Here is a 26882-nt window from a genome sequence, read left to right on the forward strand (position 1 = left end):
CGACGCCGGTCTGACGCCCGAGTCTGCGTGACAGGGCTTCTCGCGGCCTCATCGGTCAGCCGGGGTGGCAGAGTTCCCTGTCGACCTGCCGACAGGTGATGCCGATGGCTTCCGCGGCGGACAGTCGGCCGCTCCACATCTCCTCGATATTCTTCCGGAGCAGCGCCTTGGCCTGTTGCGCCTTCGGCCCGTTTGGCTCGGGGGTGGCGTAAGCGAGCGCGTCAAGGAAGGGGCGGGCATTGGGGTCGCCGTGCTCGCCGAACAGGGCCTGTATGTCGGCGATGCGGGCGGTCATCGAGCCGGCCACCCACTGCAGGGCGCTCATACGAGTGACCAGGGCCCCTGCAATGCGCGTGCTATCCGCGTTGAGCCAGCGGACGAACTCCCACGCCGGTTCCGGGTGCCGGCACTGGGTGTTGACGCCCATCAGGTAGGCCGTGGCCAAAGTTCCCCGACCGCCAGGCAGCGCGGTGGTGAGGACGTCGTGGTAGCGCTCCCCCATCGAGGCGAGGAGACTTCCGCACCACCAGCGGCCGTTAACTGCCATAGCCGCCCGGCCCGCGGAGAAGGCCGTGTACATGTCGATCGCCGGATCGGTGACGCCGGAGCGAACCAGCCGCCGCTGGAGGCTAAAGACCGCTTCGCCGGACGGGGAGCCAAGGGCGCAGCGCCGCCCGTCGGGGGTGAGGAAGGCACCACCCCGGGCGGCGACCAGAGCCAGCACTTGGTTAACGGAGTCGGAATCGTCCCCGCGAGACAGGGCCAGCCCCTGGACCACTGTGTTGCCGTGGTGGTCCCTGCGCGTCGCGGCTCGGGCGACGGCCTCCAGTTCCCGCCAGGTGCGTGGAGGCCCTGCGGCACCCGCCGCGGCGAGAAGTCGGCGGTTGCAGTAGAGGCCATATGTCTGGCCCTCGGTCGGGTAACCGAATACGGTGCCTTCCACGCTGACCGCCTGGGTGGCCGCGTTGGGAAACCCGCTCCGCACGAGCCTGACATCGTGTGCTGGTATCGGGCGCAGCACTCCGGCGCGCACCAGCTGCCCCGTCCAGAGCGCGTAGAGATGGAGGATGTCGGCTCCCTGCCCTGCCGCCTGGCGCACCACGACCGTGGTGAGCAGGTCCTCGAACCGGACCGGCACGGTCTCCACCCTGCTGCGCGACTGCCCGGCGTTCCAGTCATCGACGGCGCGCTGCAACTCGTCCTTGAGGGCCCCTTCCCCGTAGTGTGACAGCAGCTTCAGCGTCACTGGGCCACGGGTGCCTCCCCCACCCGACAATGGCCCGCACCCAGACCACGACGCCGCGATCCCTCCGGCCGTGACACCCACGAGCCCGGCCAGCACCCGGCGCCGTCTCACCCGGTCCGTCCTACGGCCGAGCTCCGCATAGCGAAGGCAGCGGTGTCGTTCATCATCGACGTTCAATCCACCTGAGGCGATCGGTTACGTGGTTTCGTCTCTATCTATGGGTTGTCCCGTGATCCCTGGTGGATCAGCGCCCGCCAGGGATCACGGGACACCCCTTAGGGCGGATGGTCCCCGGCTCTTTCTACCAGCGCGGCTCGCTCCTTTCCCTAAGACACACGGTGGCAGGCAAGCGGACTCCAGCACACTCTTGGGTCACGTGGTACAACGGTGAACGACGGCTACCTGCCGCCCGACGAGTACGAACAGGTGTACTGGACGAGACTGGAGCAAGTCCCGCAGACCGCTTGACCACACGATCCCGGACTCCACGAAACTCGGGGCAACTCAGGCCGCCTGCGAAAGACCGGGTACTGGCTCGGAAAACCCGCCGACGAGCTGCTCATGGACGCCCTCCCCGAAGACGTCATGGGGCCAGGGCTTCGTCGTTCAGCGGGTCTGTCCCGCTTGATGACGGTTCAGGTGGCTGGCGCGGTGATGGAGTTCGGGGCTGGGGCGGGGCGCAGGCAGGCACGGCCTCCGGGTGATCATGAGGTGTTGAGTCCCTGATCACCGCAACGGAAGACCGTGCCTGTCCGCTCATCATCGCTCATCCCAGTCGGCCTGGGCCAACTCGCCGGCGCTCGCCCCTCCGACCCTGGGGAACACCCGCATCTGCTGGGCTGCCTCGTGACGGTGCCCGATCCGCGCCGGGCCAAGGGCCGCCGTCATCCCCTCTGCTTCGTCCTTGCGCTCGCCGCGTGTGCGGTGCTGGCCGGCGCGAAATCGCTGACGGCGATCGCTGAATGGGCGGCCGACGCACCGGCCGCCGTGCTCACCGTGCTCGGCGGCCCAACCCGCGAACCCACCGGCCCTGCCGCCCCTGCCGAGGCCACCGTGCGCCGAGTCCTGCAGCGCGTTGACGGCGACGCCCTCGATGCGGCAGTCGGCGCCTGGCTCGCCGCCCGCGACCCAGGCCCCCATCCGCCGGCCAGAACGCGGCCCATCGGCCCCGCCGCTCACTGGCCGTGGACGGCAAGACAGTCCGCGGCGCCCGCTGCACCAACGGCACCCAGGTCCACCTGCTCGCCGCGATGACCGGAACCGGCCTGGTCACCGCCCAGCGCGAGGTCGGCTCCAAGACCAACGAGATCACCGTCTTCCAGCCGATGCTCACCGAGCTCGACCTGACCGACACCGTGGTCACCTTCGACGCCCTGCACTCCCAGCAGGCCCACGCCCGCTTCCTGGTGGAGGAGAAGAACGCCCACTACATCGCCGTGATCAAGGGGAACCAGCCGCTGCTGCACCAGCAGATGAAGCAACTGCCCTGGCGAGACGTCCCGCTGCTGGGCAAGACCCGCGCCACCGCACACGGCCGGGACGAGATCCGCCGCGTCAAGACCGCCACCGTCACCCGCGGCCTCGCCTTCCCCCACTCCGCCCAAGCCGTGCAGATCGTACGTCGCCGCCGGACAGTCACCACCGGCAAGGTCACCCTGGAGCGCGTCTACGCAGTCACCGACCTCACCGCCGAGCAGGCTGGCGCTCCCGAGATCGCACACCGCGTGCGCGAACACTGGGGCATCGAGAACAAGATCCATCACCTCCGCGACACCGCCTTCGCCGAGGACGCCTCGCGCGTACGGACCGGCACCGCCCCCCCGGGCCATGGCAGCCCTACGCAACCTGGCCATCGGCGCACTCCGCCTCACCGGATGTGACAACATCGCCGCCAGCCTGCGCACGCACAGCCGAGACGCCACACGGCCGCTGACCACCCTCGGCATCACGTGATCAAACCCGACACAACCCCTGAACGACGCCACCCTGGTCATGGGGCCTTCCGCGGTCATCGCATAGCGCTGCGGCTCGTGGCGAGTGACTGCCGGGCGACTTTCAAGTGCGTTGACCGCCATCCCCGCAGAGTGGAGTGAGGGGCCCTGGAGCCTTGACCCTTGATCCTGGACACGCGAGACACTGGATCCTGAGGATCTGAGAACGGGCATCTCGTGGTCATGAAGAACTATCCGCCGCAGTTCAAGGCGGACGCGGTCGCGTTGTACCAGTCGCGGCCCGGGGCGACGATCCGGCAGGTCGCTGCCGATCTGGGGATCAATCCCGAGACCTTGCGGAACTGGGTCCGGGCAGCTGGCGCGAGCCGGCCGAGGGGGCGGCGGGCGGAGGTGCCGACCGAGCCGCCGACACCGTTGGAGGCGGAGAACGCCGCTCTGCGGAAGAAGGTCCGCGAGCTGGAGGAGGAACGCGAGATCCTGCGCAAGGCGGCGAAGTATTTCGCCGGGGAGACGCGCTGGTGAACCGCTTCCAGTTCGTTGCCGACCACCAGCGCCGCTACGGCGTGAAGCGGCTGTGCACCATCCTCGGCATCGCCCGTTCCAGTTTCTACTACTGGCGTCGGACGGCCGCGGATCGGGCCGCCCGGGCGGCGGCCGACGCTCGCCTCGCCGTCGGGATACGGGCCGTGCACCGTGAGTCGGACGGCACCTATGGCGTCCCCAGGATCACCGCCGAGCTCCGCGAGGCGGGTGAGCGCGTCAACCACAAGCGGATCGCGCGGGTGATGCGCAGCATCGGCCTGGCAGGCGTGCGGCTGCGTCGCAGGCATCGCACCACTGTCGCGGACCCGGCCGCGGCGAAGGCCCCGGACCTCATCGGCCGCGACTTCACGGCAAGCGAGCCGAACACGAAGTACGTCGGCGACATTACCTATCTCCCGCTGGACGGTGGGAAGTTCCTGTATTTGGCCACTGTCATCGACCTCGCCTTACGCCGCCTGGTCGGCTGGGCGATCGCGGACCGCATGCGCACCGACCTCGTCACCGACGCCCTGGCCGCCGCCGAACATACCCGCGGCAGCCTCGCCGGAGCGGTCATGCACACCGACCACGGCGCCCAGTACACCAGCCGAGCCTTCGCCGACGCCTGCCGCCAAGCCGGCGTCCGTCAGTCCATGAGCGCCATCGGCTCCAGCGCGGACAACGCGCTCGCCGAGTCCTTCAACGCAACGTTCAAACGCGAGACACTCCAGGGCCGCAGGACCTGGTCCAGTGAACGCGAAGCCCGCCTCGACGCGTTCCGCTGGCTCAACCGCTACAACACCCGACGCCGTCACTCCCGCCTCGGACAACGCAGCCCGATCGCCTACGAGACAGCCTCCGAAACAACATCAACTACGCCGACACCAGCCGCATAACCCGTGTCCAGGATTCAGGGTCAAGGCCCCTGCGCTTCTCGGATAGCGGTATTGAAGGTTTTCCTTATGTCACTGAACCTCTTTCATCCTGAGTAGTCGCAGGTCAGGAGCGTGTGAACGGCCTGGACGATGCGGCTGATGCGGTTGGTTGAGCATCGTGCCTGGCGGAGGGTCCGCCATTGCTTGAGTTGGGCGAAGGCGCGTTCGCCTGGTGCTCGGAGGCGGGCGTGGTCGCGGTTGAACAGTTGGTAGTGGTCGGGTTGTTCGCGGTGGTTTTTGTAGGGGGTGCGGACGGTTGCGCCGGCGCCTTGGTAGGCGCGGTCGGCCAGGACGAGGATCTGCCTGGTGAGGCAGGCCTGGACGATGCCGTGAGCCCGTGCCGCGGTCAGGTCGTGGGTGCGTCCGGGCAACGCGCGGGAGAACCACAGTGGAGTGCCGTCTGGGGACGCGATGACCTGCACGTTCATTCCGTGCCGCTTGTGTTTTTGGCTGTAGTACGGCTCGTCTGCGGCGATGCGGTCGGTGGGGATCAGTGTCCCGTCAACGACGACGAAGTCGCCCTCACCCAGGCCCACCAGGGCCTCGCGCAGGCCGGGTGCCCACGAGGCGAGGATCATCAAGGTCTCGTCCACGTACCGCCAAGCCGTCGCCTCCGATACCCCGAAACCGGCTCCGACCTGCGCGAACGTCTCGTTCTTCCGAAGGTGCGCCAACACCAGTAGGGCCTGCTTGAAGCAACCGAGCCGTCGCCAGGGCGAGTTCAGCTCCTGCCGGCGGGCATGGATCAGCCAGGAAACGTGCTCAACGAGTTCGTGCGGGACGTCGAGCATGGAAGAATACGGAACCAACAGGGCTCCTCGGACGCTGCGTGATGAGTGATGTCACCACAGCAACGACCAGGGGCCCTGTCTTGTCACCAACTCCCCTCTGACCAGGCATTTCACCCTCGCAGAGGCAGGATGAAAGAGGTTCAGTGTTACCGGCCCTCGGTCAACACGGTTAGATCTTCCATCCCGGAATCACCGCGCCGACGGTCCCGTCCCACAGATTGCGGGGCAGATTCAACAACCCGTTGAAAACGCCCACACCCGTGTCGAGGGCCTTTTGCATCACCGTTTTCGCGGACTTCAGCACGTTTCCAGGATCAGCGAAATTATCACCAATCTTCGTACATGCCAACTTGATTGGCTTGTCGGCTAGTGCTTGCTGGATCCCGCTGTACGCCGTTTTACTCCATGCGATCCCCACGTGATCGACAATAGGAAGTGAGCCACACTGGCCCGCGATCTCTACGTTCGTATTGTTTTTCTTACCCTTCTTATCTTCGAGAAAGGCATTCCTATGCGGGATGACTGCCTCATCCGCGTTGCCAATGAAGTTAGCATACTTGACATCCCCCCAGGTGTCGTCGCCCTCGTTGAGCTCATTGAGGAAGTCCGACCCGGTACCCACCTGAGAGCATCCCTGGATTCCAATGCAACCAAAGAGCCACTTGTTGGCGATTTTCGCCCAGTCCGAGCCGTAGTTCACCGGCGCCAGACCCACCAGGTGATTGACCTTGCCACTGCCGCCACCGAATCGAATGTATTGCCGGGCAACAGCTTGCCCCTGCGAATGGCTGACAATGTCTACCTTCTCGGCACCCGTCTCTTTGCGGACATCCTCGACCTTGTCACTGAACGACGTGGCGGCGCCGGCTATATCCTTGAGCCCCATGCCGGGTATTCCCCAGATGTAGACCTTATAGCCGTCACCCTCAAGCCGCTTCTTCAGGGACTCGTAGAAGACATCTGCAACATTCTGTGTCGGTCCCGCACCGGACGCGATAATCACAGGCCGGGCCATCTTCTCAGCCTGCGGGACGGATGCAGCTGATCCCGTTGATGCTAGCGGCCCTGCCAGAACTCCGAGCGTAAGGGTGGCGACTCCGAACGCCTTTACGCCCACCACGCGCTTCCTGAGCGCTCGTCCGATGTCATGGAATCCGAAGTCGGTCTCCAGACGACGGAGGGCCTGGAGTGGACCAAACCTTCTTCGGGCAGTTGCCGCACCATCTTGAGTGACAGTTGGCGTTTTGGTATCAGCGCCAGAAGAGGACATGTCACTCCCTTCTTCGGAATGTCGGAATACTCTTTTCAGCGGGAATCATGTTAGCGTCGACCAGCTTAGGGACGTACGCACAGCTCCCCAGGGTGTTCACCAGAGATAACCTACTACCTATCCAGGGGACCCCATTGAGGCTTGTCGCGTCATCACCTTTTATGGTGAGATTCGCCTACTGAAATCGAGCTTCCCGCGATTCTTCGTGACCAGGAGGGTTATTCACGTAGGCCTCACCAGCCTCTTGTGTAGAAGGTGAGGGCGGTGACGGTCTTGACGATGTCGGGGAAGCGGGTGAGGGGGCCGCGGTAGCGGGTGGCGAGAATCTTCCAGTTCTTCAGGTGCGCGATGGCCCGTTCGACTGCGGCTCGGAGCGTGTTGACGGAGCGGTTGGCTCTCTTGTCTCCGGCGGATCGTTCCTGGCCGGGCGGCTTGCGCCTGGGGGTGAACAGTCGGGAGCCGGCGTAGCCCAGGTCGCCTATGCCCTCGCGTTCGGCGAAGGCCTCGGGGAAGTGGGACTGGCGCCAGGCGTGCATGTCGTGCCGGCTGCCGGGCACCGGCGCGGAGACCGCGAGCAGGTCGCCGGCGAGAGTGGCGGCGATCTGCAGGTTGAAGCCGGTGTCGCGGTGCTTGCCGGAGAACATCGTGGTGCCCTCGCTGGACCAGTCCCACGTCGTGACCAAGGTGCCATCCACGAGTACGATCCGGCCGGCAGAGGCCTCGGTGGGATCGGGAACGTGCGTGGCCAGGACCTTCTCCACCATCGGCAGCAGGGCCGTCCGATCGCCTGGAGACGGTGGCCTGGGAGATCCCGAACAACTCGGCGGCCACCTCCTGGACTGGGTTCTGCCGCAGCAGGAACAGCACCAACACCACCGACTTGTACAGGCCCAGCGCCCACATCCGCCCCGGCATCACCGGTGGGTCCGGATCCTGCACGAGCTCTTGGTGAACTCGTGCGACCAGCCCGTCAAGTTGCTCGGTGTCCAGTCCTGTCGCAATGTTCCAGCTCAACGGCCCTGCCATGGTGGTTAACTGACGCTCTCTCAAACGTCACGCTACCGAGCAGGGCCGTCCTCGTGATCAAGAACGATGGTTGAAACCCCCGTGAATAGGCCTCCAGGGCGCCGTCGACCAGGACGATCCGCCTGGAGACGGTGGCCTGGGAGATCCCGAACAACTCGGCGACCTCATCCTGGACCAGGGTCTGCCGCAGCAGGAACAGCGCCATCGTCACCGCCATCCATACACTGCTGACCTGCGAAAACAAAGGATGAAAAGGCTCAGTGAGTCTCTTTCATCCTGAATAGTCGTAGGTCAAGAGCGTGTGGACAGCTTGGATGATGGTGCCGGTACGGCGTGCGAAGCATCTGGCTCGTCGTAGCAGTCGCCAGGACTTCAACTGTGCGAAGGTGCGTTCGCCCGGAGCTCTCAGCCGGGCATGGTCACGGTTGAACTGTTGGTAGTGCTCGGGTTGTTCGCGATGATTCTTGTAGGGGGTGCGAACGGCTGAGCTGGCGCCTTGGTAGGCGCGGTCGGCCAGGACGAGGATCTGCCGAGTCAGGCAGGCGTGAACGATCCCGTGCGCGAGCCGCGGTCAGGTCGTGGGTGCGGCCGGGTGTGGCCCGTGAGAACCATAGAGGTGTGCCGTCCGGTATGGCGATGACCTGCACGTTCATCCCGTGCCACCTGTGCTTCTGACTGTAGTAGGGCTCGTCCGCGGCGATCCGGTCGGTGGGGATGAGGGTGCCGTCAACGATGATGAAGTCCCCTTCACCCAGACCCACCAGAGCCTATTTGCAGTCCCTCCGCTGCGGTGGAACCACTGCTCTGTGGCTGCCAGGGTGCGGTCTGCTGCCGTTGCCCGATCGCCGTCAGGGCGGCCGCGTCGTCGGCGTCGATGTCTATGGCGAAGCATTTCTCTAGCAGTGAGCGCAGTTCTTCGGGCTCGATCGTGGTGTGGCTGCAGGAGCCGTGCGGGGTGTAGGTGCTCAAGACGGTGCCTTCAAGGACATGATGCTCCTCTGCGCTGAACGACTGGGCGTAGATGCGTGCGGCGAATGGGGACTTGGGGTGTGTGGAGACGAAATGGTTACCCACGGCGTAATCGGTCATGTAGTGAGGGGTTAGCGTGAAGGTGAGACGATCGTCCCAGTCGTCCTGGCCCAGCTGGTACAGCTTCCATTGGGCTGTGCCTAGGGCCGCTGGGTGCGACTCAAGTCGGAACGTCCAGCCTTCCTGAGATACCTCGTGCCCGTCGGCAAGCTCGATTGGTTCCAGCGGACCGCTGCCGAACCCCACGTCGCACAGCCATACACGCTCGTCGTCAGAGGCCCTCACCGCCAGGAGGGCGTGCGTGGTTGGTCGCAACGTGGTGGAGCCCCTGCTGACACGTCCATGCAGTCCGGTGACGCTGAAGCCAAGCCGTTCCAGGGCCGCAGCGAACAGCACAACGTGCTCGTAACAGTAACCGCCGCGGCGACTGGCCACGAGTTTGTGCTGCACGCTCTCCAAGTCCAGCCGAACTGGCACTCCCAAGAGGGCATCCAGGTTCTCAAACGGGATTGAGGTCACGTGCCCGTAATGCAGAGCCTGCAGCACCTCGTAGGTCGCAACCCGGTCGTCGTGGTACCCGATGCGGGCAAGATAGGCGTCCAGATCCAGCATGTCGCCGTGCCATCCGTATGCAGGATCCACACATGTCATGGTCCAAAATCCTTTTCGTCACTCGTGCTTCTTCAAAGGCTTCTCGCGCGGTATGCCGTACTGACATGCCTTGTCGCGGCGGTATTGCGCACACGTTTCCCCTGCCCACACCGACCGTCATCACAGGTACAGTCCCCACCGCATTTGGCAGGCGAATGAAAGGGTCGAGATATGCCGGGATGTAGGGTTTTGCGGGTTAATGATGACTCTGACGCGAAGGTAGCGATGACACTCGCGGAGTGATGCCACCTCAGTCAGAGGAGGCGTAGCGCGTCAGCGCCATTGCCGTGAGGGCGCCAACGAGGTAGACCACTCCGGCGGTACCGAAAGCCCACGCATATCCGATAACAACATCAGCCTGCGTCGCTGCAACGGCCATCAATGCGGCCATGCCGACTGTCGGCCCAAGTTCCATCGCAGTGTTCATGACGCCACCCGCCAGGCCAGCCTGGTGCGGTGGAACATCGGCGGTGGTCAGCACTGCCGATCCTGCGAAGATGAGCGAGGTGCCGGCTGGCAGCAGAACCAGACCAGGCAGCATGCCCAGCACGTAAGAGCTTTCAGCAGTGATGCCGGCAAGCAGGCCCAGCCCGACAGCGCCGATAACCATCCCTGCGATGGTGACCCGGGCCGCTCCGAACCTACCGACCAGCGGCGCCGCCGCACGGTTGGTCACAATTAGCGCAACCGTGAACGGGACGAACGCACCTGCCGTCGCGAGTGGCGACCAGTTCCGCATCTGTTGCAGGTAAAGGGAATACACAACAGTCACCAAGCCGATACCAGCCGCCGCGAGCAGGACCCCGGCCAGCCCGACCAAGCGGCGCGGCGTGCGAATAAACCCAGGTGGCAACAGCGGGTCGCAAACCCTCCGTTCAACTGCAAGGAACGCGACGATCAGCACGGAGCCGACCACAAGCGGGACAAGCACAGCAGCTGAGCCCCAGGGGCGGTCTTCGCTGACGATCAGTCCATAGCTGGCGATCGAGATACCGAGCGTGGCGAGTACTGCGCCTGTGGGATCAAGACCAGCACGCTCCCCAGACGGTCTAGCGACTCCTGCAGGGAAGAGGCGCCGGGCCGCGGCCAGGGCGAGCACCGAGACAAGCACCGGGACGGCAAACATCCACCGCCACGACCCCCAAGTGATGACCGCGCCCGAAGTGAGCGTGCCTACAGCCGCCCCGAGCACGGATACCCCACCCCACGTGGCCATCGCCCGGCCGAACTTGGCAGGATCGGGCATCAACGCGCGCAGCACCGCCATAGCCGCCGGCGCGGTAAGCGCCGCCCCCACACCTTGTGCGAAGCGCACCGCTACCAGCGTCTCGAAGGTAGGCGCGAATACAGCAGCGGCAGAGGCGAATGCGAAGACCAGCAGTCCTGCCACGAATATCCGCCGCCCGCGATACCGGTCTGCGAGCCGCCCGCCGAACAGCAACAGCCCGCTGTACGGCAGCCCGTACGCGGTCTGAACCAGTAGCAACTCCGAGGGCCCCAGGCCGAGCTCCCTTGCGATGTCCGGCAGCGGGATCGCGATCAAGGTGATGGTGAAGATCAACGTTGCCTGGACGACGGCGAGCATCGCGAATGCAAGGCCGGTCCGAGGCCGCGCGCCTATGCCCTCAGGGGAGGCAAGACGGGTCTGCTCGACGCAGCAGCTTTGGGGGGCTGAGGGCATCTCGGGAATCTCCTTACGGCCTTGTGTCAGGGCAGGGCCGGGGCGCGTGCCCGGGCAGGTGGCGGGAACGAGGCTGGTCAGAAGGCATGCCATCCCTCGGGGGAGGTCGCCTCGGTAGTGACCGCGAACGTCTCCCCCATAGACTGCGGGTCCGTCGAGCTATCGCCAACCTTTGTTGCTGTTTCCGGGACATGCGCACTGCAAGAATCCACGTACCCCCCCTCGCGGCAGGTACTGACTTCAGCTCGTTGGGGTGAATCCTTGCGAAGTCGCTGATGGGCGTGGGCGGGTGGCTGTATTCGTGGTCTGTGAGATATGTGGATGGGAGCAGGCTGTCTCCTGGGGGGCGTCAGCGCCGGGAGACGGTACGGATGCAGGCAGCTGAACTGTTCCAGCAGATGGTCAAGCCGTCGGAAGTCGCACGGCGGCTTCGGGTGAGCGTGAAGTCGGCTTATCAGTGGCATCAGTTGTGGCGGGACGGTGGTGTTCAGGCTCTGGCCTCCCGCGGTCCGAGCGGGAGCCGGGGGGCCTTTCCCCAAGGCCGGGTAGTTGGCGTATTTCCGCTGGTGGCAAGGGGGTTCGGTGTCGGGTAGGAACGCGGGTAACGGGGCCGCGTTGGGCAGGTAGTCCGTCAAGACTTCCGACCGTTGAGGAGCCCCGTTGCCCACGCGTCATTGTGCCCTGCCACCCGGTCTGGCGAGGGTCACCCGTGAGTTCACCGTTGCCGAGGGCCGGTTCGCGCCCGGTCATCTGGGCGAGTTGACGCAGGTCATACCGTTCGACCTCGTCGATGCCGTTCTGGATGAAACCCGCTGCGTGCAGCGCCGGTTACGGGATCTGCCCTCGCGGGTCGGGGTCTACTTCCTTCTCGCGATGTGCCTGTTCCCGGAGGTCGGCTACCGGCTGGTCTGGCACAAGCTGACCGCAGCCCTTACGGGCGTCGGGATCGAGGTCGCGGAGCCAACTTCGAAAGCCTTACGTGACCTGCGCAGACGGCTCGGTGCAGAACCGATGAAGCGCGTGTTCGAGACCCTGGAGGGACTGTAAATAGAAATTGACAGGCCCACCCTGGCCGGCCCGCTCGCCCAGCCGGTGACTCCCGGAGTGCGGTTCGGGCCATTCCGGATGGTCTCCTTCGACGGCTGCAGCTCGATCAAGCTCCCCGATACCGAGCGCAACGTGGAGTGGTTCGGACCCGGCAGCCGTGGCGGGTATCCGATGCTGGAACTGATGACCCTGGTGGAGACCGGCACCCGTGCCCTGATCGGCGCCGTGTTCGGCACTCCCAGCGACGGGGAGACCTCCTACGCTCGCAGGCTCCTGCACCACCTGGGCCCCGGCATGCTGGTCATGTGGGACAAGGGTTTCGACGCCAACGCCTTCCTCGCCGCCGTGCACGACACCGGAGCCACGTTCCTGGGCCGGCTGCGCGCCAACCGACGCACCCCGGTCCTGAGCCGACTCGCCGATGGCTCCTACTAGTGCTTGGTCAGGTTCACTCGCCGGTGGCGTGTCCGTTTGATCGGGTGTGTCGTTGACCGGGTGTGCTGGGTGGGGAGTTGGCCGCGGTCCGGTGTGATCTGGAGGACTTCGCGGCGGAGATGTTCGAGCCGTTCGCGCGGGCGGATCAGCGCCGGTGGGGCGAGGTCTATCTGCGGGGCCTGCTGCTGGACGGGCGGCGCAAGTCGGTGGAACCGATGGCCGCCCGGCTGGGTAAGGATGGCGACCGGCAGGCTCTGGCGCACTTCATCACCTCCAGTCCGTGGGAGGCGGCGCATGTGCGTGCCCGTCTGGCCTGGCGGATGCAGCAGGTGATCGAACCGACCGCGCTGATCGTCGATGACACCGGCTTCCTCAAGGACGGGGACGCTTCGGCCTGCGTGGCCAGGCAGTACACCGGCACTGCGGGCAAGGTCACTACTGAACTTGTAGCTGTGGTGTCGTCAGTGTGAGTCCGGTTTCGGTGAGGCATCCGTCGATGAGGTGGCTGCGGTATTGGATCTGCCGGAGGCCGAGGCGAAGCCGGCGGTTGAGGTGGTCGGGGTCGGTGAAGGCAGTGTTGGCCTGGGTGGTTCGTCGGAGGATTGACCAGATGCCTTCCACCGGGTTGAGGTCGGGTGCATAGGACGGCAGGTGATGGGCCGTGATCCAGTCCTGTGCGTCGATGAAGGCGCGCATCCGGCGGTCTTTGTGGACGTTCAAGTTGTCCCAGATGAGGAGGATGGGTCCGCCGAGTTGCTGGTGGGCGGCGATGAGGAGGTCGCGGTACTCGGTCCAGGCGAAGCTCTTGCGGCCCCCTGCCTTGTGATCGGTGTGTCGTTTGGGCCGGTAGATCAGGCGGGAGCGTTCGCCGGGTTTGTAGCAGCACAGGGCTGCGATGGAGAAGCGTCGCTGGGAGCGTCCGCGGACCCGGATGACCGGTGTGCTGCCGCGTTTGCTCCAGGTGCGTGAGGTCGGCGGCGTCATCGAGAATCCGGCTTCGTCCTCGAAGACGATCCAGGCCCCGAGCGCCGCCGCGGTGTTTCCACGTGTGGCCACACATCCTTCACCCAGCCGGCCACCACCGTCTCGTCCCGCTCGACCGCACGGCGGGCCGGAACCTGATGACTCCAGCCATGCCTCCGCAGCATCTGCGAAATCCCTGACAGCGTCATCGACTTGTGGAACCGGCGGCCGATCAGGGTCTTGATCCTGGCCAGCGTCCATCGCTGGTCCGGCCAGCCGTGAGCGACCGGCCCCTTGGCCAGTTCCTCCTCCAGGACGGCGAACAACGACTCGCTCAGCTTCGGCCGGGACGCCGGGCCACGGGAACGAACCCCGTCCTGACCGGCCGCCCTCCACGCCTGCCGCCACCGCTGAACCGACCGGACGCTGACCCGTAACTCCTTCGCGATGTCCGTGCTGCCCCGCCCTGCGGCGAACAGCGCGACCGCTTCCATCCGGACCCGCTCACGGAACGCTTGCCGCTCCGCGGTCAGACCCCCACCCTGCGGATACCTCATACACCCGGCATACCGCGACGATCACCGACCGTCAGCCCCTACGACAACCCACCTTCAAGGTCAGTAAGGGCTCGCAGAGAATCAACGTGTTGCTTCCGGCCCTGTGGCTCGTTGATGTGGTATGCGCGTCCCCAAGTCGATCCGTGACCAACTCGCTGTGAAGTTTGAGGTGTTGTTTCCACATCTGGATGAGCGACAGCGGCGTCTCCTGATGGGGGCCGAGGCCCGGATCCTGGGGCACGGCGGGATCCGGGCGGTTGCCCAGGCGGCCCAGGTCAGCGAGACCACGGTCCGTAAGGGCGTCGATGAGCTGGAGGCAGGCGAGGAACCGCTGGGCCGGGTGCGGCGGCCCGGTGGTGGAAGGAAGAAGTCTGCCGTCCTTGACCCGGGGTTGAGGCGCGCGTTGTTGGCGCTGGTGGAGCCGGACGAGCGGGGCGATCCGATGTCGCCGCTGCGCTGGACGGTGAAGTCGACCAGGAACCTCGCGGCCGAGCTGACTCGTCAGGGGCACAAGGTGAGTGCGGACACGGTCGGGGATCTGCTGCGGGAGGAGGGCTTCAGTCTGCAGGCCAACGCCAAGACCGTGGAGGGCAGGCAGCACCCGGATCGGGATGCCCAGTTCCGCTATATCAACGACCGGGCCAAGGGGCACATGGCCGCCGGGCAGCCGGTGATCAGCGTGGACACGAAGAAGAAGGAGCTGGTGGGCGATTACAAGAACGCCGGATGTCAGTGGCGTCCGGCCGGCGAGCCGGTGCTGGTCAAGACACATGACTTCCTGGACCGGCAGGGCCCGGGCAAGGCGATCCCCTATGGCATCTACGACTTGGCCGCGAATACCGGCTGGGTGAATGTCGGATGCGATCACGACACAGCCGCTTTCGCCGTGGAATCCATCCGCCGCTGGTGGCAGGCCCGGGGCCGGCACGACTACCCACGTGCGACCCGGTTGCTGATCACTGCGGACGCGGGCGGTTCCAATGGCTACCGCACCCGTGCCTGGAAGACCGAACTCGCCGCGTTCGCCGGTGAGACGGGCCTGGACATCACGGTCTGCCACATGCCCCCTGGGACTTCGAAGTGGAACAAAGTGGAACACCGGCTGTTCTCCCACATCTCCATGAACTGGCGCGGCAGACCGCTGACCAGCCACGACGTCGTCGTCAACAGCATCGCTGCGACCACCACCTGCACCGGGTTGAAAGTCCACGCCGAACTCGACACAGGCACTTACGACACCGGTGTGAAGATCACCGACGGCGAGATCGACGCGCTGCCGCTGAGCCGGCACCGCTTCCACGGCGACTGGAACTACACGCTCCACCACCGCCCCCAGGCACCTCCCGACTGCGAGACAGACCCCAGGGCCTCCTCCGCGATCGACGTAGAACGGCCCGTTCACTTGACTGGGTTCAGCACCTCTCCACTGCGGGACCCGGAGCTGACCGGCATGACCACCGAGCAACTGGACGCTCTGACCCACTCCTTGAGCCCGGCTCTGGCGGACCAGCGCGAACGGCTTCGCCACGAACGCCGGGGCGGTGAGCGACTTCGCGCACCAGGCGCAGGCTCCAAGGACAAGCTTTCCGACAGCGACCGGATCCTGGCCACGGTGCTGTGCCTGCGCAGGATCGGCACTCACGAACTGCTTGCCAGGCTCTTCGGCGTCGCCACGAGCACCCTCACCCGGGCCGTCCAGGAAGTCCGGCCCCTCCTGACCGACACAGCCATCCCGGCCTCAACCGCCCGATTCCGCACTCCCACGGACGTCGCCGCCCACCTCAACAAGTACGGCAACCAGCCCCCAGGGAAGATCAAATCCGCATGTTGATTCTCTGCGAGCCCTAAGGGCTTGCCGATCAATAACTCGCCGTCTTGATCTCCGGTTTGAGGATGCCGAGGTGTGCGGTGAGATCGTCGAGGGTGGCCAGTTGCGTCTCGGCGGGTTGAGGGGCCCTGCGCTTCTCGGATAGCGGTATTGAAGGTTTTCCTTATGTCACTGCCTGCAACTCCTCGTACTCGGCGTGGACTTCTGCGGGGGTCTTGTAGCCGAGTCCGGAGTGGAGGCGTTTTCGATTGTAGAACATCTCGATGTAGCGAACGATCGCCCGGTGGGCATGTGCGAGTGTTGGGAACGTAGTTCGGTGCACGAGTTCGTTTTTGAGGGCGCCGAAGAAGGATTCAGCCATCGCATTGTCCCAACAGACACCGGTGCGGCCGACCGAAGCTCGCAGGCCCAACGAGCCGAGCTTACGACGAAGTTCCCGAGACGTGTATTGACTGCCGCGATCGGAATGAAATATGCAGCCTTCGGCGAGGTCGATGTTCCGGGCCGCCATATCGAGTGCATCCGATATGAGAGAGGCCTTCATGTGGTCGGCCATCGCCCAGCCGACCACAGCTTTGGTGTGGCAGTCGATGACGGTTGCGAGATAAAGGAACCCCGCCCAGGTGTGAACGTAGCTGATATCGCTGACCAGTTTGCGCCCGGGAGCGTCAGCGGTGAAGTCACGGGCCAGAAGGTCTGGCGTGGCCGGCGCCGCATCATCGGCGACCGTGGTCGCCCGCCAGGGCCGCGGCTGGCACGGCACCAGACCGAGCTCGCGCATCAGCGCGCGGACCAGTTCCGCTCCGGCCTGCACGTTCATTCGCTGGAGCGCGGCGTGGACACGCCGGTAGCCGTAGGTCTCCTGCGAGTCAGAGAAGACCTGGAGGATGACGGTCTTCAGTTCTGCACGGCGCTTCGCCGTGGCCGACAATGGCCTCGATCTCCAATGGTAAAAGCCCGACGTGGACACTCCCGCCCAGGCGCACATCTGCTGCACGGGAAAGTTGTCAGACTCGCCGTCGATGAACTCGTACTTCTCCGTCACCGGTATTCCTGGGCGAAGAAGGCCGCAGCTTTTCCCAGGAACTCGGTCTTCATACGGAGTTCCCGGTTCTCACGTTCCAATTCGCGAAGGCGGGCACGTTCGCTGATGTTCAACGGGGGCTCCTCACCGGCGTGCTCTTGCCGGTACCGGCTGACCCAGGTGCCCAGCGTTCCCTCGTTCACCTGTATCTCTCGGGCGACCTCAGCGATCAGGCGGGACTCCACAACCACCATCTTGACCGCCTCGTCCCGAAATTCGGGACTGAACTTCCTACGCTTCTGTGCCACGTGCTCTCTCCGTCGTTCTGGACTTCGATCCTATGGGGACCGCTGTCCGAGAACTTCGGGGCTCCTCAGGTTCGATGGCGTGTCCGATGTCGTGGAGGAGCCGGCGGGTTTGGCTGATTGCCCGGTTGAGGGTCACGGGTGTCACGGTGAACAGCGGGGCGATGACGACCTGGGGGAGCTTGAACCTCTGGTAGAGGATGGTGGCCAGGAGCCGGTCGACGAGGGTGAGGCCGGGGCGTCGACCGGTGTAGAGGCCAGCGGCAGGGGTCTTCTGCCGGTCGCCGCCGCGTCGCTGATGGAGGTCTGCTTCCCGCTGAGCCGCGCGGGCCGCTGCCAACTCGGTGACCAGCGAGTCCCACTGCTCGTGCGGGATGCCGGTGAGGGCGGGATGGGTAAGCCAGTCACGGCCGGGGCCGGCTTCGTTCTGGGGCGGGATCGGAAGGACGCCGTCCCGGCGGTGTTCCTGGGGGCGGAGGGTGTAGTTCCAGTCGCCGTGCCAGTCATGGCGGCTCAGTGGCAGGGCGTTCAGCTGCCCGTCACTGATGCGGACGCCGGTCTCGTAGCTGGCGGTGTCGAGTTCGGCGCGGACTGTCAGTCCCGCGCGGGTGGTGGTCGCTGCGATGCTGTTCACGATGACTTCATGGCTGGTCAGCGGCCTGCCCCGCCAGTTCATCGTGATGTGGGAGAACAGTCGGTGCTCGATTCGGTTCCACTTAGATGTGCCCGGAGGAAAGTGACACACGGTGATCTCCAGGCCGGTCTCGACAGCCAGCGCGGCAAGCTCGAACTTCCAGGCCCGGGTGCGGTAGCCGTTGGAACCGCCCGCGTCCGCAGTGATCAGCAGACGGTGCGAGCGCGGGTAGGAGGCATGGCCGACCGCGTGCCACCAGCGGCGGACGGAGGCGACTGCGAAGGCTGCGGTGTCGTGGTCAGTGCCGACGTTGACCCAGCCCGTGTCCGCGGTCAGGTCGTAGATCCCATATGGGATCGCCTTGCCCAGATCGGCATCGGGAAAGTCGTGGGTGCGAACCCGGACCGGATCACCCTCGCGACGCCACTCGTGGCCGGCGTTCTTGTAGTTGCCGACCAACTCCTTCTTCTTGGTGTCCACGCTGATCACCGGGTCTCCGGCGGCCTGGAAGTCCTTGGCCTGGTCGTTGATGTAGCGGAACTGCGCATCGCGGTCCGGGTGTTGGGCACCTTCGATGGTCTTGGCGTTGCCCTGGAGGCTGAAGCCCTCCTCGCGCAGCACGGCCGCCACGGTGTCCGCCGAGACCCGGTGCCCCTGCCGGGTCAGCTCGGCAGCCAGTTGCCGGGTCGACTTCGTCGTCCAGCGCAGCGGCGACATCGGGTCCCCGCGTACATCCGATTCCACCAAGGCCAGCAGCGCGGGCCGAAGGCCCGGATCCAGGTCCACGGCACGCTTGCGGCCCCCACCGGACCGGCGCACCCGCCCCAACGGCGCCTCGCCGGACTCCAGTTCCGTCACCCCGCACGACACGGTGCCCTCCCGGACTCCGGCCGCACGAGCGACGAGCCTGATGCCTCCATGGCCCAGCGACCGTGCTTCTGCTCCTATGGCCAGCCGCCGCTGCCGCTCGTCGAGATGCGGGAACAGCGTCGCGAACTTCGCGGCCAGGGCCGCCTCGATCCCCTCCGGACTCCCCATACCATGGCAACGAGCCTCGGAGCCGGAAGCGACGGCTTGTTTCCCGGCAAGCCCTAACTGCCAGGCCGGCGTCTCGCTGCACCTGGCCTCCGACGGCGCCTCAGCAGCGGTCGACTGGCGGTTGTTCGTGCCTGAGAGCTGGGATCCCGGCTCGCCGAAGGCCGATGCGGCCAAGGTGGCCCGCCGCACCAAGTGCGGCATCCCCGAAGAGGTCGGACATGTGGAGAAGTGGCAGCTGGCCCTGGACATGATCGACGAGACCAGGTCGTGGGGCATCGATGTGCCGCTCGTCGTAGCCGACGGCGGGTACGGCGATGCGGCGGCCTTCCGCCTCGGCCTGGAAGAACGCGGCCTCAGCTACGCGGTCGGCATCTCCACCACGACCACCGCCCAGCCGGAGGCGGCACAGCCGTATACCCCGCCCTACGGAGGCCGCGGCCCCTGGCCCCAGCCCGTCTATCCCGAGCCGGCCCAGACGGTGAAGAAGCTGGTCATCGCTGCCGGTAAGCAAGCGGCCCGTCCGGTGCAGTGGCGGGAAGGTTCCCGTCCGGGCAGCGGCCGCAGCGGGGTGAAGCGCATGTACTCACGCTTCGTGGCCCTGCGGGTCCGGCCCGCTGGACGCGCGATCCGCAAGGCCGCCGACGGCCTGGAGCTGCCGGTGCGCTGGCTGCTGGCCGAATGGCCCGCCACCGAGCCCGAACCCGTCCAGTTCTGGCTGTCCAATCTGCCCGCCGACACCCCGCTGGCCACCCTCGTGCGCACTGCGAAACTGCGCCGGCGCATCGAGCACGACTACCGCGAGATGAAACAGGCCCTGGGCCTGGCCCACTTCGAAGGCCGCACCTGGAGAGGCTGGCACCATCACGTCACCCTCGTCTCCGTCGCGCACGCCTTCTGCACCCTCCAGCGCATCACCCGATCCCCAAAAGAGACGGCGCCGGCCTGAGCCTCTACCGGGTCGCCCGCGAACTGCAGTTACTCCTCGCACTCTGGACCGGCGCCTGCCCCACCTGTCACCGCGACATGCCAGAACCGATATCAACCTGACCAAGCACTACTACCTCTCGGTCATCGGTACCGTCCCGGTACGCGTCGGGGAAGCGCAGATCACCGTGACCTATGACGACTGCTCGTTCACCAACTCCTACCGGTTGGTCACGACGCTGACCGATGCTCGTCGTTACCCCGCCCCGACCCTCGTTGCCCTTTACCACCAGCGGTGGGAGCACGAGTCGGCGTATTTTGCTCTGCGTCACACGATCACAGATGGTCGGGTCCTGCGTTCAGGCGACCCGGTCGGAGTCGAGCAGGAGATGTGGGCCCTGCTCGCCCTCTACCAGGCACTTCGGACCGTGATGGTGGAGGCCGCCGAGTCCCGGCCGGGCACCGACCCGGACCGCTGCGGCTTCACCATAGCCATCCAGACCGCCCGCGACCTCGTGGTCCAGGCTGCCGACGTCATCAAGCCCGGCGCCCTGGGCACCCGCACCACCGGCGTCATCGGCAACCGGGTCCTGGCCGGGCTCCTCCCGCACCGGCGCCCCCGCATCAGCACCCGAAAAGTCAGGTCATCGGTCTCCCGGTACGCCGAACGCCAAGACGACGGCCGCCCCGACACAAGCCGCATGGTCACCGACCTCGACGTCACCATCCTCGAACCCGATCCCGACCTGCCCACCGTCTCGCACGACGATCGGCACACACCGGCCGCCGACCGGCGCAGACAGCGCGTCCTAGACCTCCTTCACGCAGAACCCGACCGCCAGTGGCACACCCGCGACCTCGCCCGCCACCTCGGCGACATCACGCTCAGCACGATGTACCGACAGCTCGACAGATGGGCCGTAAACGGACTCATCACCAAGACCGGCCCCGCCACCTACAGCAGCCCGAGAACTCGCTCAACCCCCTTGCCACCAGCGGAAATACGCCAACTACCCGGCCTTGGGGAAACGCCCGTTTTCGATTACGACACCTTCGGCCTGGTGGAACCACAGGTCCTGGAAGAGGACATCATCCACGGCCGTTCATGATCGCGGTTTCGGTGCCCCTCCGTGACCCCGGCACTGAAAGTGATCCAGAACCAGGGTTCGGCCGTCGTCAAGAGGGTGGGACCGTGCCTTGCCTCGACGGTGTCGGGCGGCTACCTGTCATTCGCGGAACGAGAAGAGACCGCGCTGTTGCGCGCTCAGCATGTTGGTGCGCGCGAGATCGCACGACGTCTGGACGCTCGCTGTCGACGATCTCACGGGAAGTACGGCGCAACGCATCCACCCGGACATGCCGCTTGGAGTACCGGGCCCGGCATCCGAAGACAGCGAAAATCGTCGCGAACGATCGGCTCCTCGAGTACGTCCAGAGCCGCTCACTGAACAGGCCTGGCGTGGCTCTTTCCCCGCCCGACGGTCGAGGATCAGGGACGACCGTACCGTCGTCCCTGGGCTTGGCGGTCAGGAGGTGGGCTTGTTGCGGGGGTGGGGTTTGGCGCGGACGTGCATGCGTTCGCCCTGGCGGCCGAAGAGGCTGAGGACCTCCACGGGGCCGTCGCCGGTGCTGCCGAACCAGTGCGGTAGGCGGGTGTCGAACTCGGCGACTTCGCCTGGGCCCAAGACGAGGTCGTGGTCGGCGAGTACCAGTCGCAGGCGTCCGGCGAGGACGTAGAGCCACTCGTAGCCCTCGTGGGTGCAGGGTTCGGGTGTGCTGCGGCCGGCCGGGATGACGGTCTTAAACGGCTGCAGCGGGCCCGGATGCTGGGTCAGCGGAAGCACGATGTTGCCGTTCACCTTCTTGGGGGTGAGGTGGATGCGGGGGTCGCCGACTTCGGGGGCGCCGACCAACTCGTCCAACGGGACCTGGTGGGCCTGGGCGATGGGGAGCAGGAGTTCCAGGCTGGGGCGGCGTTGGCTGGATTCCAGGCGGGACAGAGTGCTCTTGGAGATGCCGGTGGCCTCGGCGAGCGCGGCCAGGGTCACGCCGCGCTCGGTGCGCAGCCGCTTGAGGCGGGGGCCGACGTCGGCGAGAGCTTGGGCGATGGCAGGGGGTTGCATGCCTCCATTGCACCGCGCCCGTCCCCAAAACGGCAACAAGAGTTGTCCTCCGCGGGCTCTGGTCGCAGCCTCCGCACCGGAAACGATCGCCGTGAGCGGGGCAAGGAACGACACACAGCGTGCTGCGAAGAACGACGTACGGCATGGTGTAAGCGGGGCAGTGCATGACGTGGTGGTGATCGGCGCGGGCGCGGCCGGGCTGAATGCCGCGCTGGTGTTGGGCCGGGCCCGCCGCAAGGTGGCGGTGGTGGACGCTGGGCAGCCGCGCAACGCCCCGGCCAGTCATATGCAGGTTTTTCTTGTCCCGGGACGGCAAAAGGTGGCCGGAACTACCTGACCTCCAGGGCTATGCGACGCTCCCTTCGTGCTCCCCGCACACGCAGGGATTCGTCTCGTCGCCAGTATCAGTCGATGCCAGGGACGCCGTGCGCTCCAGGCACGCAGGTGGGGCTACTTACCCCCACCCGATGGGGAATCGGGACAAGATCCCATCTCCCATGCACGAAGGGTGTCCCAGAAACGGCAACGAATGTTCGCAGAGCTGTTGGCGGGGCGCATGGTGCCTGCATGAGTGATACGAACAGTGCGCTAGCCAACGACTCGGTGCGCAACGTGGCGGGGTACCAGAGGCTTCAGCGTCGGATCCTCGCCGTTCTGGCCGGCGCTCAGGTGCTCGGTGGCATCGGCGTGGGAACCGGTGTCGCGGTCAGCTCGGTGACTGCCGCATCCCTGTCAGGGTCGGATACGGTCGGCGGGCTCGCCCAGACCAGTTGGGTGTTGGGCGCCGCTGTGCTGTCGGTACCCGCTGCTCGCCTGGCCGCGAGCCACGGTAGACGCCCGGCGCTGGTGCTCACCTACGGGCTCGGTGCCCTGGGAGGACTGATCGCGGTGCTCGGTACGGCCGCACAGATGTGGCCTCTGCTGATCGCCGGCCTACTGCTCTTCGGCGGTGGCACCACAGCCGGCCTCGCCGCCCGCTTCGCGGCCACTGACCTGTCCACACCCGCCCGCGCCGGCCGCGACCTGTCGGCCGTGGTGTGGGCCACCACCATCGGCTCGGTAGCTGGGCCAAACCTCGGCGGCCCCGCCGACCAAGTCGGACGCCACATCGGCATGCCCGCCGGCACAGGCCCCTTCCTCCTCGCCGCACTGGCCTTCGGACTCGCAGCGCTGAGCATCCTCGCCGGCCTGCGCCCCGACCCGCTCCACACAGCCGCCAGGGTCCCGGCCGCCCCGGCGACGCGCGGCGCACTGGGATCCGCATGGAAGGTGCTGTGCTCCTCGCCGAAGTCCCGCATGGCCGTGACTGCCATCGTGATCAGTCACGTCACCATGGTCGCGCTGATGACGATGACTCCGGTGCACCTGCACCATGGCAACGCCACAGTCACCATGGTCGGCGTGGTCATCAGCCTGCACATTGGCGGAATGTACGCACTATCACCGCTAGTCGGATGGCTCTCCGACCGCATAGGAACAGTCCCCGTGTTGGTGGCGAGCATGGTGCAGTTCCTGGCCGCCGCAGTGCTGGCCGGATCCGCATCCCCCCACGACCTCGTGCAACTCTCCGCCGGACTCGTCCTCCTCGGCACCGGATGGTCCTTCGGACTAGTAGCAGGATCAGCCCTCCTCACGGCGTCAGTCCAGGCAGAACATCGGCCCGCCGTCCAAGGCATATCAGACCTGCTCATGAACGCAGGCGCCGGACTCGGCGGAATCATCGCAGGCACAATCGTCGCCACCGCGTCATACAGCACCCTGGCAGCCGCGACCGCGGTCATCGTGACCCCGATGACGATCACCTTGCTACGCGCCCGGAGCCGAGGTAGTCGGCTAGGGATTTGAAGATCTCGTCGGCAGTTTTGGTCCGCTTGAAGCGGTCTGGGGTTCTCGTTCCAGGTGTCGATCCATGAGCCTTTTTCATCCTGGCGCTTGAGGGGGAAAGAGCAGTTCAGGGTGGGTGTGCGTGGCATGGCGAAGCCCCCGTCGTTGGCGTGGTGATTCCACTCATCACAACCGGTCGCCGAGGGCTTCGTTGGTTCCGTATTCTGCCATGCTCGATGTCTCACACAAGCTCGTTGAGCACGTCTCCTGGCTGATCTACGACCGCCGGCATGAGGTCAACTCACTCTGGCGGAGGCTGGGTTGCTTCAAGCAGGCTCTCCTGATCCTGGCACACCTACGGAAGAATCGGCGGCTCGACAGACACCTCCGCCCGGCGTCCCGCGGCCGGCTCGCGCCGGTTGCCCGGACCCAGTTCCGCAAGGTCTCGGGATTGGCCCGGCCCGGCCGAACATCTGGCGCTTCATCATCTTAAAAGTTACATGGAATCTGCCGGGGTGATCATGCCTCCCTGGTGTAGCCACAAACTTGGGAGACGGCTTGGGCGCCGCTGTGGGAGTGACGGAGAAGTGGCCGGTGCTGGGGCCACGAGAGGGCAGCGGGCTGGCTGCAAGTGTGGTGCGATCTTGGCCGTGCGCCTCGGACGATCGATGCCTACGCCCGCGGGCTGGCCGAGTACCTGGTGGTGTGCGAACGAGAGGCGGTCGACCCACTCGCTGCCAGTCGGGCCCCTCAGTCACGCAGTGGGCGACACCCGAGCTGGTGGACGAGGTGTTGGCGGAGTGCCGTAAGCGGGATCGCCGGCCGGGCGCTCTGCCAGCCGGGTTCATGGTCTACTTCACGCTCGGGCTGGCGCTCTTCCATCAGAACTCCTACGACGACGTGGCCGAGCACCTGGTCGGTGGTGTCCCGGAGTTGAGCGGGTGCATCCCGCACAAGGCGTCATTCACCCGGGCCCGGGAGCGTCTGGGGCCAGAGGTTGTGGAGCGGCTCTTCCACCGCCTGGCCGGCCCGCTGGCTCTGACGGGGCTGACGGGATCCTTCTGCTGGGGGATGTGTATCGCTGCGGTGGACGGGTTCCTGTTGGACGTGCCGGACAACCAGGCCAACAGACAGACCTTCGGCGGGCCGAAGGATGAGGGGCCCTGCGCTTCTCGGACAGCGGTATTGAAGGTTTTCCTTATGCCACTGAACCTCTTTCATCCTGAGTAGTCGCAGGTCAGGAGCGTGTGAACGGCCTGGACGATGCGGCTGATGCGGTTGGTTGAGCATCGTGCCTGGCGGAGGGTCCGCCATTGCTTGAGTTGGGCGAAGGCGCGTTCGCCTGGTGCTCGGAGGCGGGCGTGGTCGCGGTTGAACAGTTGGTAGTGGTCGGGTTGTTCGCGGTGGTTTTTGTAGGGGGTGCGGACGGTTGCGCCGGCGCCTTGGTAGGCGCGGTCGGCCAGGACGAGGATCTGCCTGGTGAGGCAGGCCTGGACGATGCCGTGAGCCCGTGCCGCGGTCAGGTCGTGGGTGCGTCCGGGCAACGCGCGGGAGAACCACAGTGGAGTGCCGTCTGGGGACGCGATGACCTGCACGTTCATTCCGTGCCGCTTGTGTTTTTGGCTGTAGTACGGCTCGTCTGCGGCGATGCGGTCGGTGGGGATCAGTGTCCCGTCAACGACGACGAAGTCGCCCTCACCCAGGCCCACCAGGGCCTCGCGCAGGCCGGGTGCCCACGAGGCGAGGATCATCAAGGTCTCGTCCACGTACCGCCAAGCCGTCGCCTCCGATACCCCGAAACCGGCTCCGACCTGCGCGAACGTCTCGTTCTTCCGAAGGTGCGCCAACACCAGTAGGGCCTGCTTGAAGCAACCGAGCCGTCGCCAGGGCGAGTTCAGCTCCTGCCGGCGGGCATGGATCAGCCAGGAAACGTGCTCAACGAGTTCGTGCGGGACGTCGCGCATGGAAGAATACGGAACCAACAGGGCTCCTCGGACGCTGCGTGATGAGTGATGTCACCACAGCAACGACCAGGGGCCCTGTCTTGTCACCAACTCCCCTCTGACCAGGCATTTCACCCTCGCAGAGGCAGGATGAAAGAGGTTCACTGACCTCGCGCTTTCACGAGGTGGGCTGTCCGGCTGGTGATCAAGAAAGCAGAAAGTGCCTCTGACCAGCGAGAATGAGGATTGCTGAGGTCCTTGTTCCCGCCACCGTCGGAGGCACTTTCCAGGTGAAGAAGCGTATCGGGTCCTACCCGCGTGTCCGCGTTGAGGGCGGCGGTCGCGCAGTGGTTTCGCAGGCCGGTGCGGTGCTGCTGGTCGAGACGGTCCGCAAGACCGGCCTGGATGCGGCGATATCGGCGGCACTCGCCCCGTGGCGCAAGCAGCGGGCCGTCCATGACCCGGGGAAGGTCCTCCTGGACGTCGCCCTCACGGTCGCGCTGGGCGGGGACTGTCTGGCCGACGTGGGCATGCTGCGGGCGGAGCCCGCTGTGTTCGGGCCGGTGGCCTCCGACCCGACCGTCTCCCGACTCATCGACACGCTCGCCCGGGGTGGGAAGCGGGCCCTGACCGCACTGCGCACGGCCCGCGCCGAAGTACGCGAACACGTCTGGAAGTTGGCCGGCCAGTCGGCGCCAAACGCGGGCGGGCAGGTGATCGTGGACATCGACGGCGTCCTCGTCATCGCCCACTCCGAGAAGCAGGACGCCGCCGCGACCTGGAAGAAGACGTTCGGGCACCACCCGCTGATGGGGTTCGTCGACCACGGCCGGGGCGGGTCCGGTGAGCCGGTCGTGGGCCTGCTGCGGCCCGGCAACGCGGGCTCCAACACCGCCGCCGACCACATCGAGGCCGCGAAACTGGCCCTGGCCCAGTTGCCGAAACGGCTCCGGCAGGGGCGCCAGACCCTGATCCGCACCGATTCTGGCGGCGGTACCCACGAGTTCGTCGCCTGGCTCACCCGGCGGGGGCGGTGGCTGTCGTACTCGGTCGGGATGACCATCACCGACGCCATCCACCAGGCCGTCGTGAAGGTCCCGGCCTCGGCCTAGTAGTGCTTCGTTAAGTTGGTTT

The 26882-nt window shown here is 66.0% G+C and carries 18 protein-coding genes and 10 pseudogenes; 16 read left to right on the forward strand and 12 right to left on the reverse strand.

Translation table 11 applies throughout. The annotated features are described in order from the left end of the window. Positions 1-55: 55 nt before the first annotated feature. The gene (locus tag SNOUR_RS00810) at positions 56-1246 is read right to left on the reverse strand and encodes an extracellular solute-binding protein (RefSeq protein ID WP_067343022.1); all 1191 of its coding nucleotides are present in this window, start codon (positions 1244-1246) and stop codon (positions 56-58) included. 852 nt (positions 1247-2098) lie between these two features. Here SNOUR_RS00810 and SNOUR_RS47695 point away from each other — a divergent pair. The 3 genes from SNOUR_RS47695 (at position 2099) to SNOUR_RS00825 (ending at position 4616) form a co-directional block, all read left to right on the forward strand. Continuing rightward, a complete protein-coding gene (locus tag SNOUR_RS47695; protein ID WP_312635772.1) occupies positions 2099-2500 on the forward strand; it encodes a transposase family protein in 402 nt (133 codons plus the stop codon). Further along, positions 2431-3126 (forward strand): ISAs1 family transposase, encoded by a 696-nt coding sequence (locus SNOUR_RS47700; RefSeq protein WP_312631501.1) that lies wholly within the window; start codon positions 2431-2433, stop codon positions 3124-3126. The genes SNOUR_RS47695 and SNOUR_RS47700 overlap by 70 nt, the downstream gene beginning before the upstream one ends. Positions 3127-3414: 288 nt before the next feature. Beyond that, positions 3415-4616, forward strand: a protein-coding gene (locus SNOUR_RS00825; protein WP_376738483.1) for an IS3 family transposase whose coding sequence is annotated in 2 segments (ribosomal slippage) — positions 3415-3700 and positions 3700-4616 — 1203 coding nt in all. Because the reading frame shifts where the segments join, the coding sequence is not laid out codon by codon here. 83 nt (positions 4617-4699) lie between these two features. Here the strand turns inward: SNOUR_RS00825 and SNOUR_RS00830 are convergent. The 6 genes and pseudogenes from SNOUR_RS00830 to SNOUR_RS00855 all read right to left on the reverse strand — a co-directional run bounded on the left by SNOUR_RS00830 (position 4700) and on the right by SNOUR_RS00855 (position 11007). Next, positions 4700-5504 (reverse strand): annotated as a pseudogene (locus tag SNOUR_RS00830) (transposase family protein). A gap of 111 nt (positions 5505-5615) precedes the next feature. After that, positions 5616-6716, reverse strand: a complete 1101-nt coding sequence (locus SNOUR_RS00835) for a lipase family alpha/beta hydrolase (RefSeq protein WP_079141957.1) — start codon at positions 6714-6716, stop codon at positions 5616-5618. Positions 6717-6949: 233 nt separating this feature from the next. After that, the gene (locus SNOUR_RS00840) at positions 6950-7480 is read right to left on the reverse strand and encodes a transposase family protein (protein WP_079141959.1); all 531 of its coding nucleotides are present in this window, start codon (positions 7478-7480) and stop codon (positions 6950-6952) included. A gap of 533 nt (positions 7481-8013) precedes the next feature. Then, a pseudogene (locus tag SNOUR_RS42085) lies at positions 8014-8509 on the reverse strand (transposase family protein); the annotation flags it as partial. After that, a complete protein-coding gene (locus SNOUR_RS00850) occupies positions 8490-9413 on the reverse strand; it encodes an arylamine N-acetyltransferase family protein (RefSeq protein ID WP_312631507.1) in 924 nt (307 codons plus the stop codon). The pseudogene SNOUR_RS42085 and the gene SNOUR_RS00850, both read right to left, overlap by 20 nt. 259 nt (positions 9414-9672) lie before the next feature. Continuing rightward, positions 9673-11007, reverse strand: a complete 1335-nt coding sequence (locus tag SNOUR_RS00855; RefSeq protein WP_067357482.1) for an MFS transporter — start codon at positions 11005-11007, stop codon at positions 9673-9675. A 404-nt stretch (positions 11008-11411) separates the two neighbouring features. Between SNOUR_RS00855 and SNOUR_RS47705 the strand changes: the two are divergent. From SNOUR_RS47705 to SNOUR_RS00870, 4 genes and pseudogenes are all read left to right on the forward strand, one after another. After that, positions 11412-11627, forward strand: a pseudogene (locus SNOUR_RS47705) (helix-turn-helix domain-containing protein); the annotation flags it as partial. A gap of 136 nt (positions 11628-11763) precedes the next feature. Beyond that, positions 11764-12150: a transposase domain-containing protein gene (locus SNOUR_RS00860; protein ID WP_067343034.1), complete on the forward strand. Its 387-nt coding sequence runs from the start codon at positions 11764-11766 to the stop codon at positions 12148-12150. A 57-nt stretch (positions 12151-12207) separates the two neighbouring features. Then, entirely contained in the window at positions 12208-12585 is a 378-nt protein-coding gene (locus SNOUR_RS00865; protein ID WP_159425738.1) for a transposase, read from the forward strand. 62 nt (positions 12586-12647) lie between these two features. Further along, a pseudogene (locus SNOUR_RS00870) lies at positions 12648-13040 on the forward strand (transposase); the annotation flags it as partial. Here the strand turns inward: SNOUR_RS00870 and SNOUR_RS49545 are convergent. Next, a protein-coding gene (locus SNOUR_RS49545; RefSeq protein WP_446677937.1) for an IS630 family transposase occupies positions 13021-14105 on the reverse strand; the annotation gives its coding sequence in 2 pieces (ribosomal slippage) (positions 13021-13641 and positions 13644-14105; 1083 coding nt in all). The pseudogene SNOUR_RS00870 and the gene SNOUR_RS49545 sit on opposite strands and share 20 nt — an antisense overlap. A gap of 121 nt (positions 14106-14226) precedes the next feature. On the opposite strand from SNOUR_RS49545, the gene SNOUR_RS00885 reads away from it, so the two are divergent. Then, positions 14227-15936 (forward strand): ISAzo13 family transposase, encoded by a 1710-nt coding sequence (locus SNOUR_RS00885; protein ID WP_067343010.1) that lies wholly within the window; start codon positions 14227-14229, stop codon positions 15934-15936. A gap of 160 nt (positions 15937-16096) precedes the next feature. Here the strand turns inward: SNOUR_RS00885 and SNOUR_RS00890 are convergent. Both SNOUR_RS00890 and SNOUR_RS00900 read right to left on the reverse strand, forming a co-directional pair. Then, positions 16097-17265, reverse strand: a protein-coding gene (locus tag SNOUR_RS00890; RefSeq protein WP_099055619.1) for an IS3 family transposase whose coding sequence is annotated in 2 segments (ribosomal slippage) — positions 16097-17013 and positions 17013-17265 — 1170 coding nt in all. Because the reading frame shifts where the segments join, the coding sequence is not laid out codon by codon here. Next, positions 17249-18934, reverse strand: a complete 1686-nt coding sequence (locus SNOUR_RS00900) for an ISAzo13 family transposase (protein WP_376738484.1) — start codon at positions 18932-18934, stop codon at positions 17249-17251. The genes SNOUR_RS00890 and SNOUR_RS00900 overlap by 17 nt, the downstream gene beginning before the upstream one ends. Before the next feature lie 55 nt (positions 18935-18989). Between SNOUR_RS00900 and SNOUR_RS00905 the strand changes: the two are divergent. The 3 genes and pseudogenes from SNOUR_RS00905 to SNOUR_RS46940 all read left to right on the forward strand — a co-directional run. Further along, positions 18990-19880: pseudogene (locus SNOUR_RS00905) on the forward strand (IS701 family transposase); the annotation flags it as partial. Positions 19881-20046: 166 nt separating this feature from the next. Further along, positions 20047-20967: a hypothetical protein gene (locus SNOUR_RS00910; protein WP_067343045.1), complete on the forward strand. Its 921-nt coding sequence runs from the start codon at positions 20047-20049 to the stop codon at positions 20965-20967. Positions 20968-21042: 75 nt separating this feature from the next. Then, a pseudogene (locus tag SNOUR_RS46940) lies at positions 21043-21299 on the forward strand (helix-turn-helix domain-containing protein); the annotation flags it as partial. An 85-nt stretch (positions 21300-21384) separates the two neighbouring features. Here the strand turns inward: SNOUR_RS46940 and SNOUR_RS00915 are convergent. Further along, positions 21385-21981: a helix-turn-helix domain-containing protein gene (locus SNOUR_RS00915; RefSeq protein WP_067343047.1), complete on the reverse strand. Its 597-nt coding sequence runs from the start codon at positions 21979-21981 to the stop codon at positions 21385-21387. A 160-nt stretch (positions 21982-22141) separates the two neighbouring features. Here SNOUR_RS00915 and SNOUR_RS47710 point away from each other — a divergent pair. The 4 genes and pseudogenes from SNOUR_RS47710 to SNOUR_RS00925 all read left to right on the forward strand — a co-directional run. Continuing rightward, positions 22142-22282: pseudogene (locus SNOUR_RS47710) on the forward strand (FAD-dependent oxidoreductase); the annotation flags it as partial. 266 nt (positions 22283-22548) lie between these two features. Beyond that, on the forward strand, positions 22549-23826 hold the full coding sequence (locus SNOUR_RS00920) for an MFS transporter (protein ID WP_067343049.1): 1278 nt from the start codon (positions 22549-22551) through the stop codon (positions 23824-23826). 149 nt (positions 23827-23975) lie between these two features. Then, positions 23976-24172: pseudogene (locus SNOUR_RS47715) on the forward strand (IS5/IS1182 family transposase); the annotation flags it as partial. A 338-nt stretch (positions 24173-24510) separates the two neighbouring features. Continuing rightward, positions 24511-25035 carry a transposase domain-containing protein gene (locus SNOUR_RS00925; protein WP_312631517.1) on the forward strand — a complete coding sequence of 175 codons (525 nt, stop codon included), beginning with the start codon at positions 24511-24513 and terminating at the stop codon, positions 25033-25035. On the opposite strand, the pseudogene SNOUR_RS00930 reads toward SNOUR_RS00925, so the two are convergent. After that, positions 25023-25827 (reverse strand): annotated as a pseudogene (locus SNOUR_RS00930) (transposase family protein). The gene SNOUR_RS00925 and the pseudogene SNOUR_RS00930 sit on opposite strands and share 13 nt — an antisense overlap. A gap of 211 nt (positions 25828-26038) precedes the next feature. Between SNOUR_RS00930 and SNOUR_RS00935 the strand changes: the two are divergent. Continuing rightward, positions 26039-26857, forward strand: a pseudogene (locus SNOUR_RS00935) (IS1380 family transposase); the annotation flags it as partial. Between the last annotated feature and the right edge of the window lie 25 nt (positions 26858-26882).

The organism is Streptomyces noursei ATCC 11455 (assembly GCF_001704275.1).
In the GTDB taxonomy this organism is placed as follows: Bacteria; Actinomycetota; Actinomycetes; order Streptomycetales; family Streptomycetaceae; genus Streptomyces; species Streptomyces noursei.

What these genes read in the sequence shown, in the direction of transcription:
- SNOUR_RS00835 (WP_079141957.1), bottom strand. Translation starts at nt 6,716, where the DNA reads ATGTCCTCTTCTGGCGCTGATACCAAAACGCCAACTGTCACTCAAGAT.
- SNOUR_RS00840 (WP_079141959.1), bottom strand. Translation starts at nt 7,480, where the DNA reads ATGGTGGAGAAGGTCCTGGCCACGCACGTTCCCGATCCCACCGAGGCC.
- SNOUR_RS00855 (WP_067357482.1), bottom strand. Translation starts at nt 11,007, where the DNA reads ATGCTCGCCGTCGTCCAGGCAACGTTGATCTTCACCATCACCTTGATC.
- SNOUR_RS00885 (WP_067343010.1), top strand. Translation starts at nt 14,227, where the DNA reads ATGCGCGTCCCCAAGTCGATCCGTGACCAACTCGCTGTGAAGTTTGAG.
- SNOUR_RS00900 (WP_376738484.1), bottom strand. Translation starts at nt 18,934, where the DNA reads ATGGGGAGTCCGGAGGGGATCGAGGCGGCCCTGGCCGCGAAGTTCGCG.
- SNOUR_RS00915 (WP_067343047.1), bottom strand. Translation starts at nt 21,981, where the DNA reads ATGCAACCCCCTGCCATCGCCCAAGCTCTCGCCGACGTCGGCCCCCGC.
- SNOUR_RS00920 (WP_067343049.1), top strand. Translation starts at nt 22,549, where the DNA reads ATGAGTGATACGAACAGTGCGCTAGCCAACGACTCGGTGCGCAACGTG.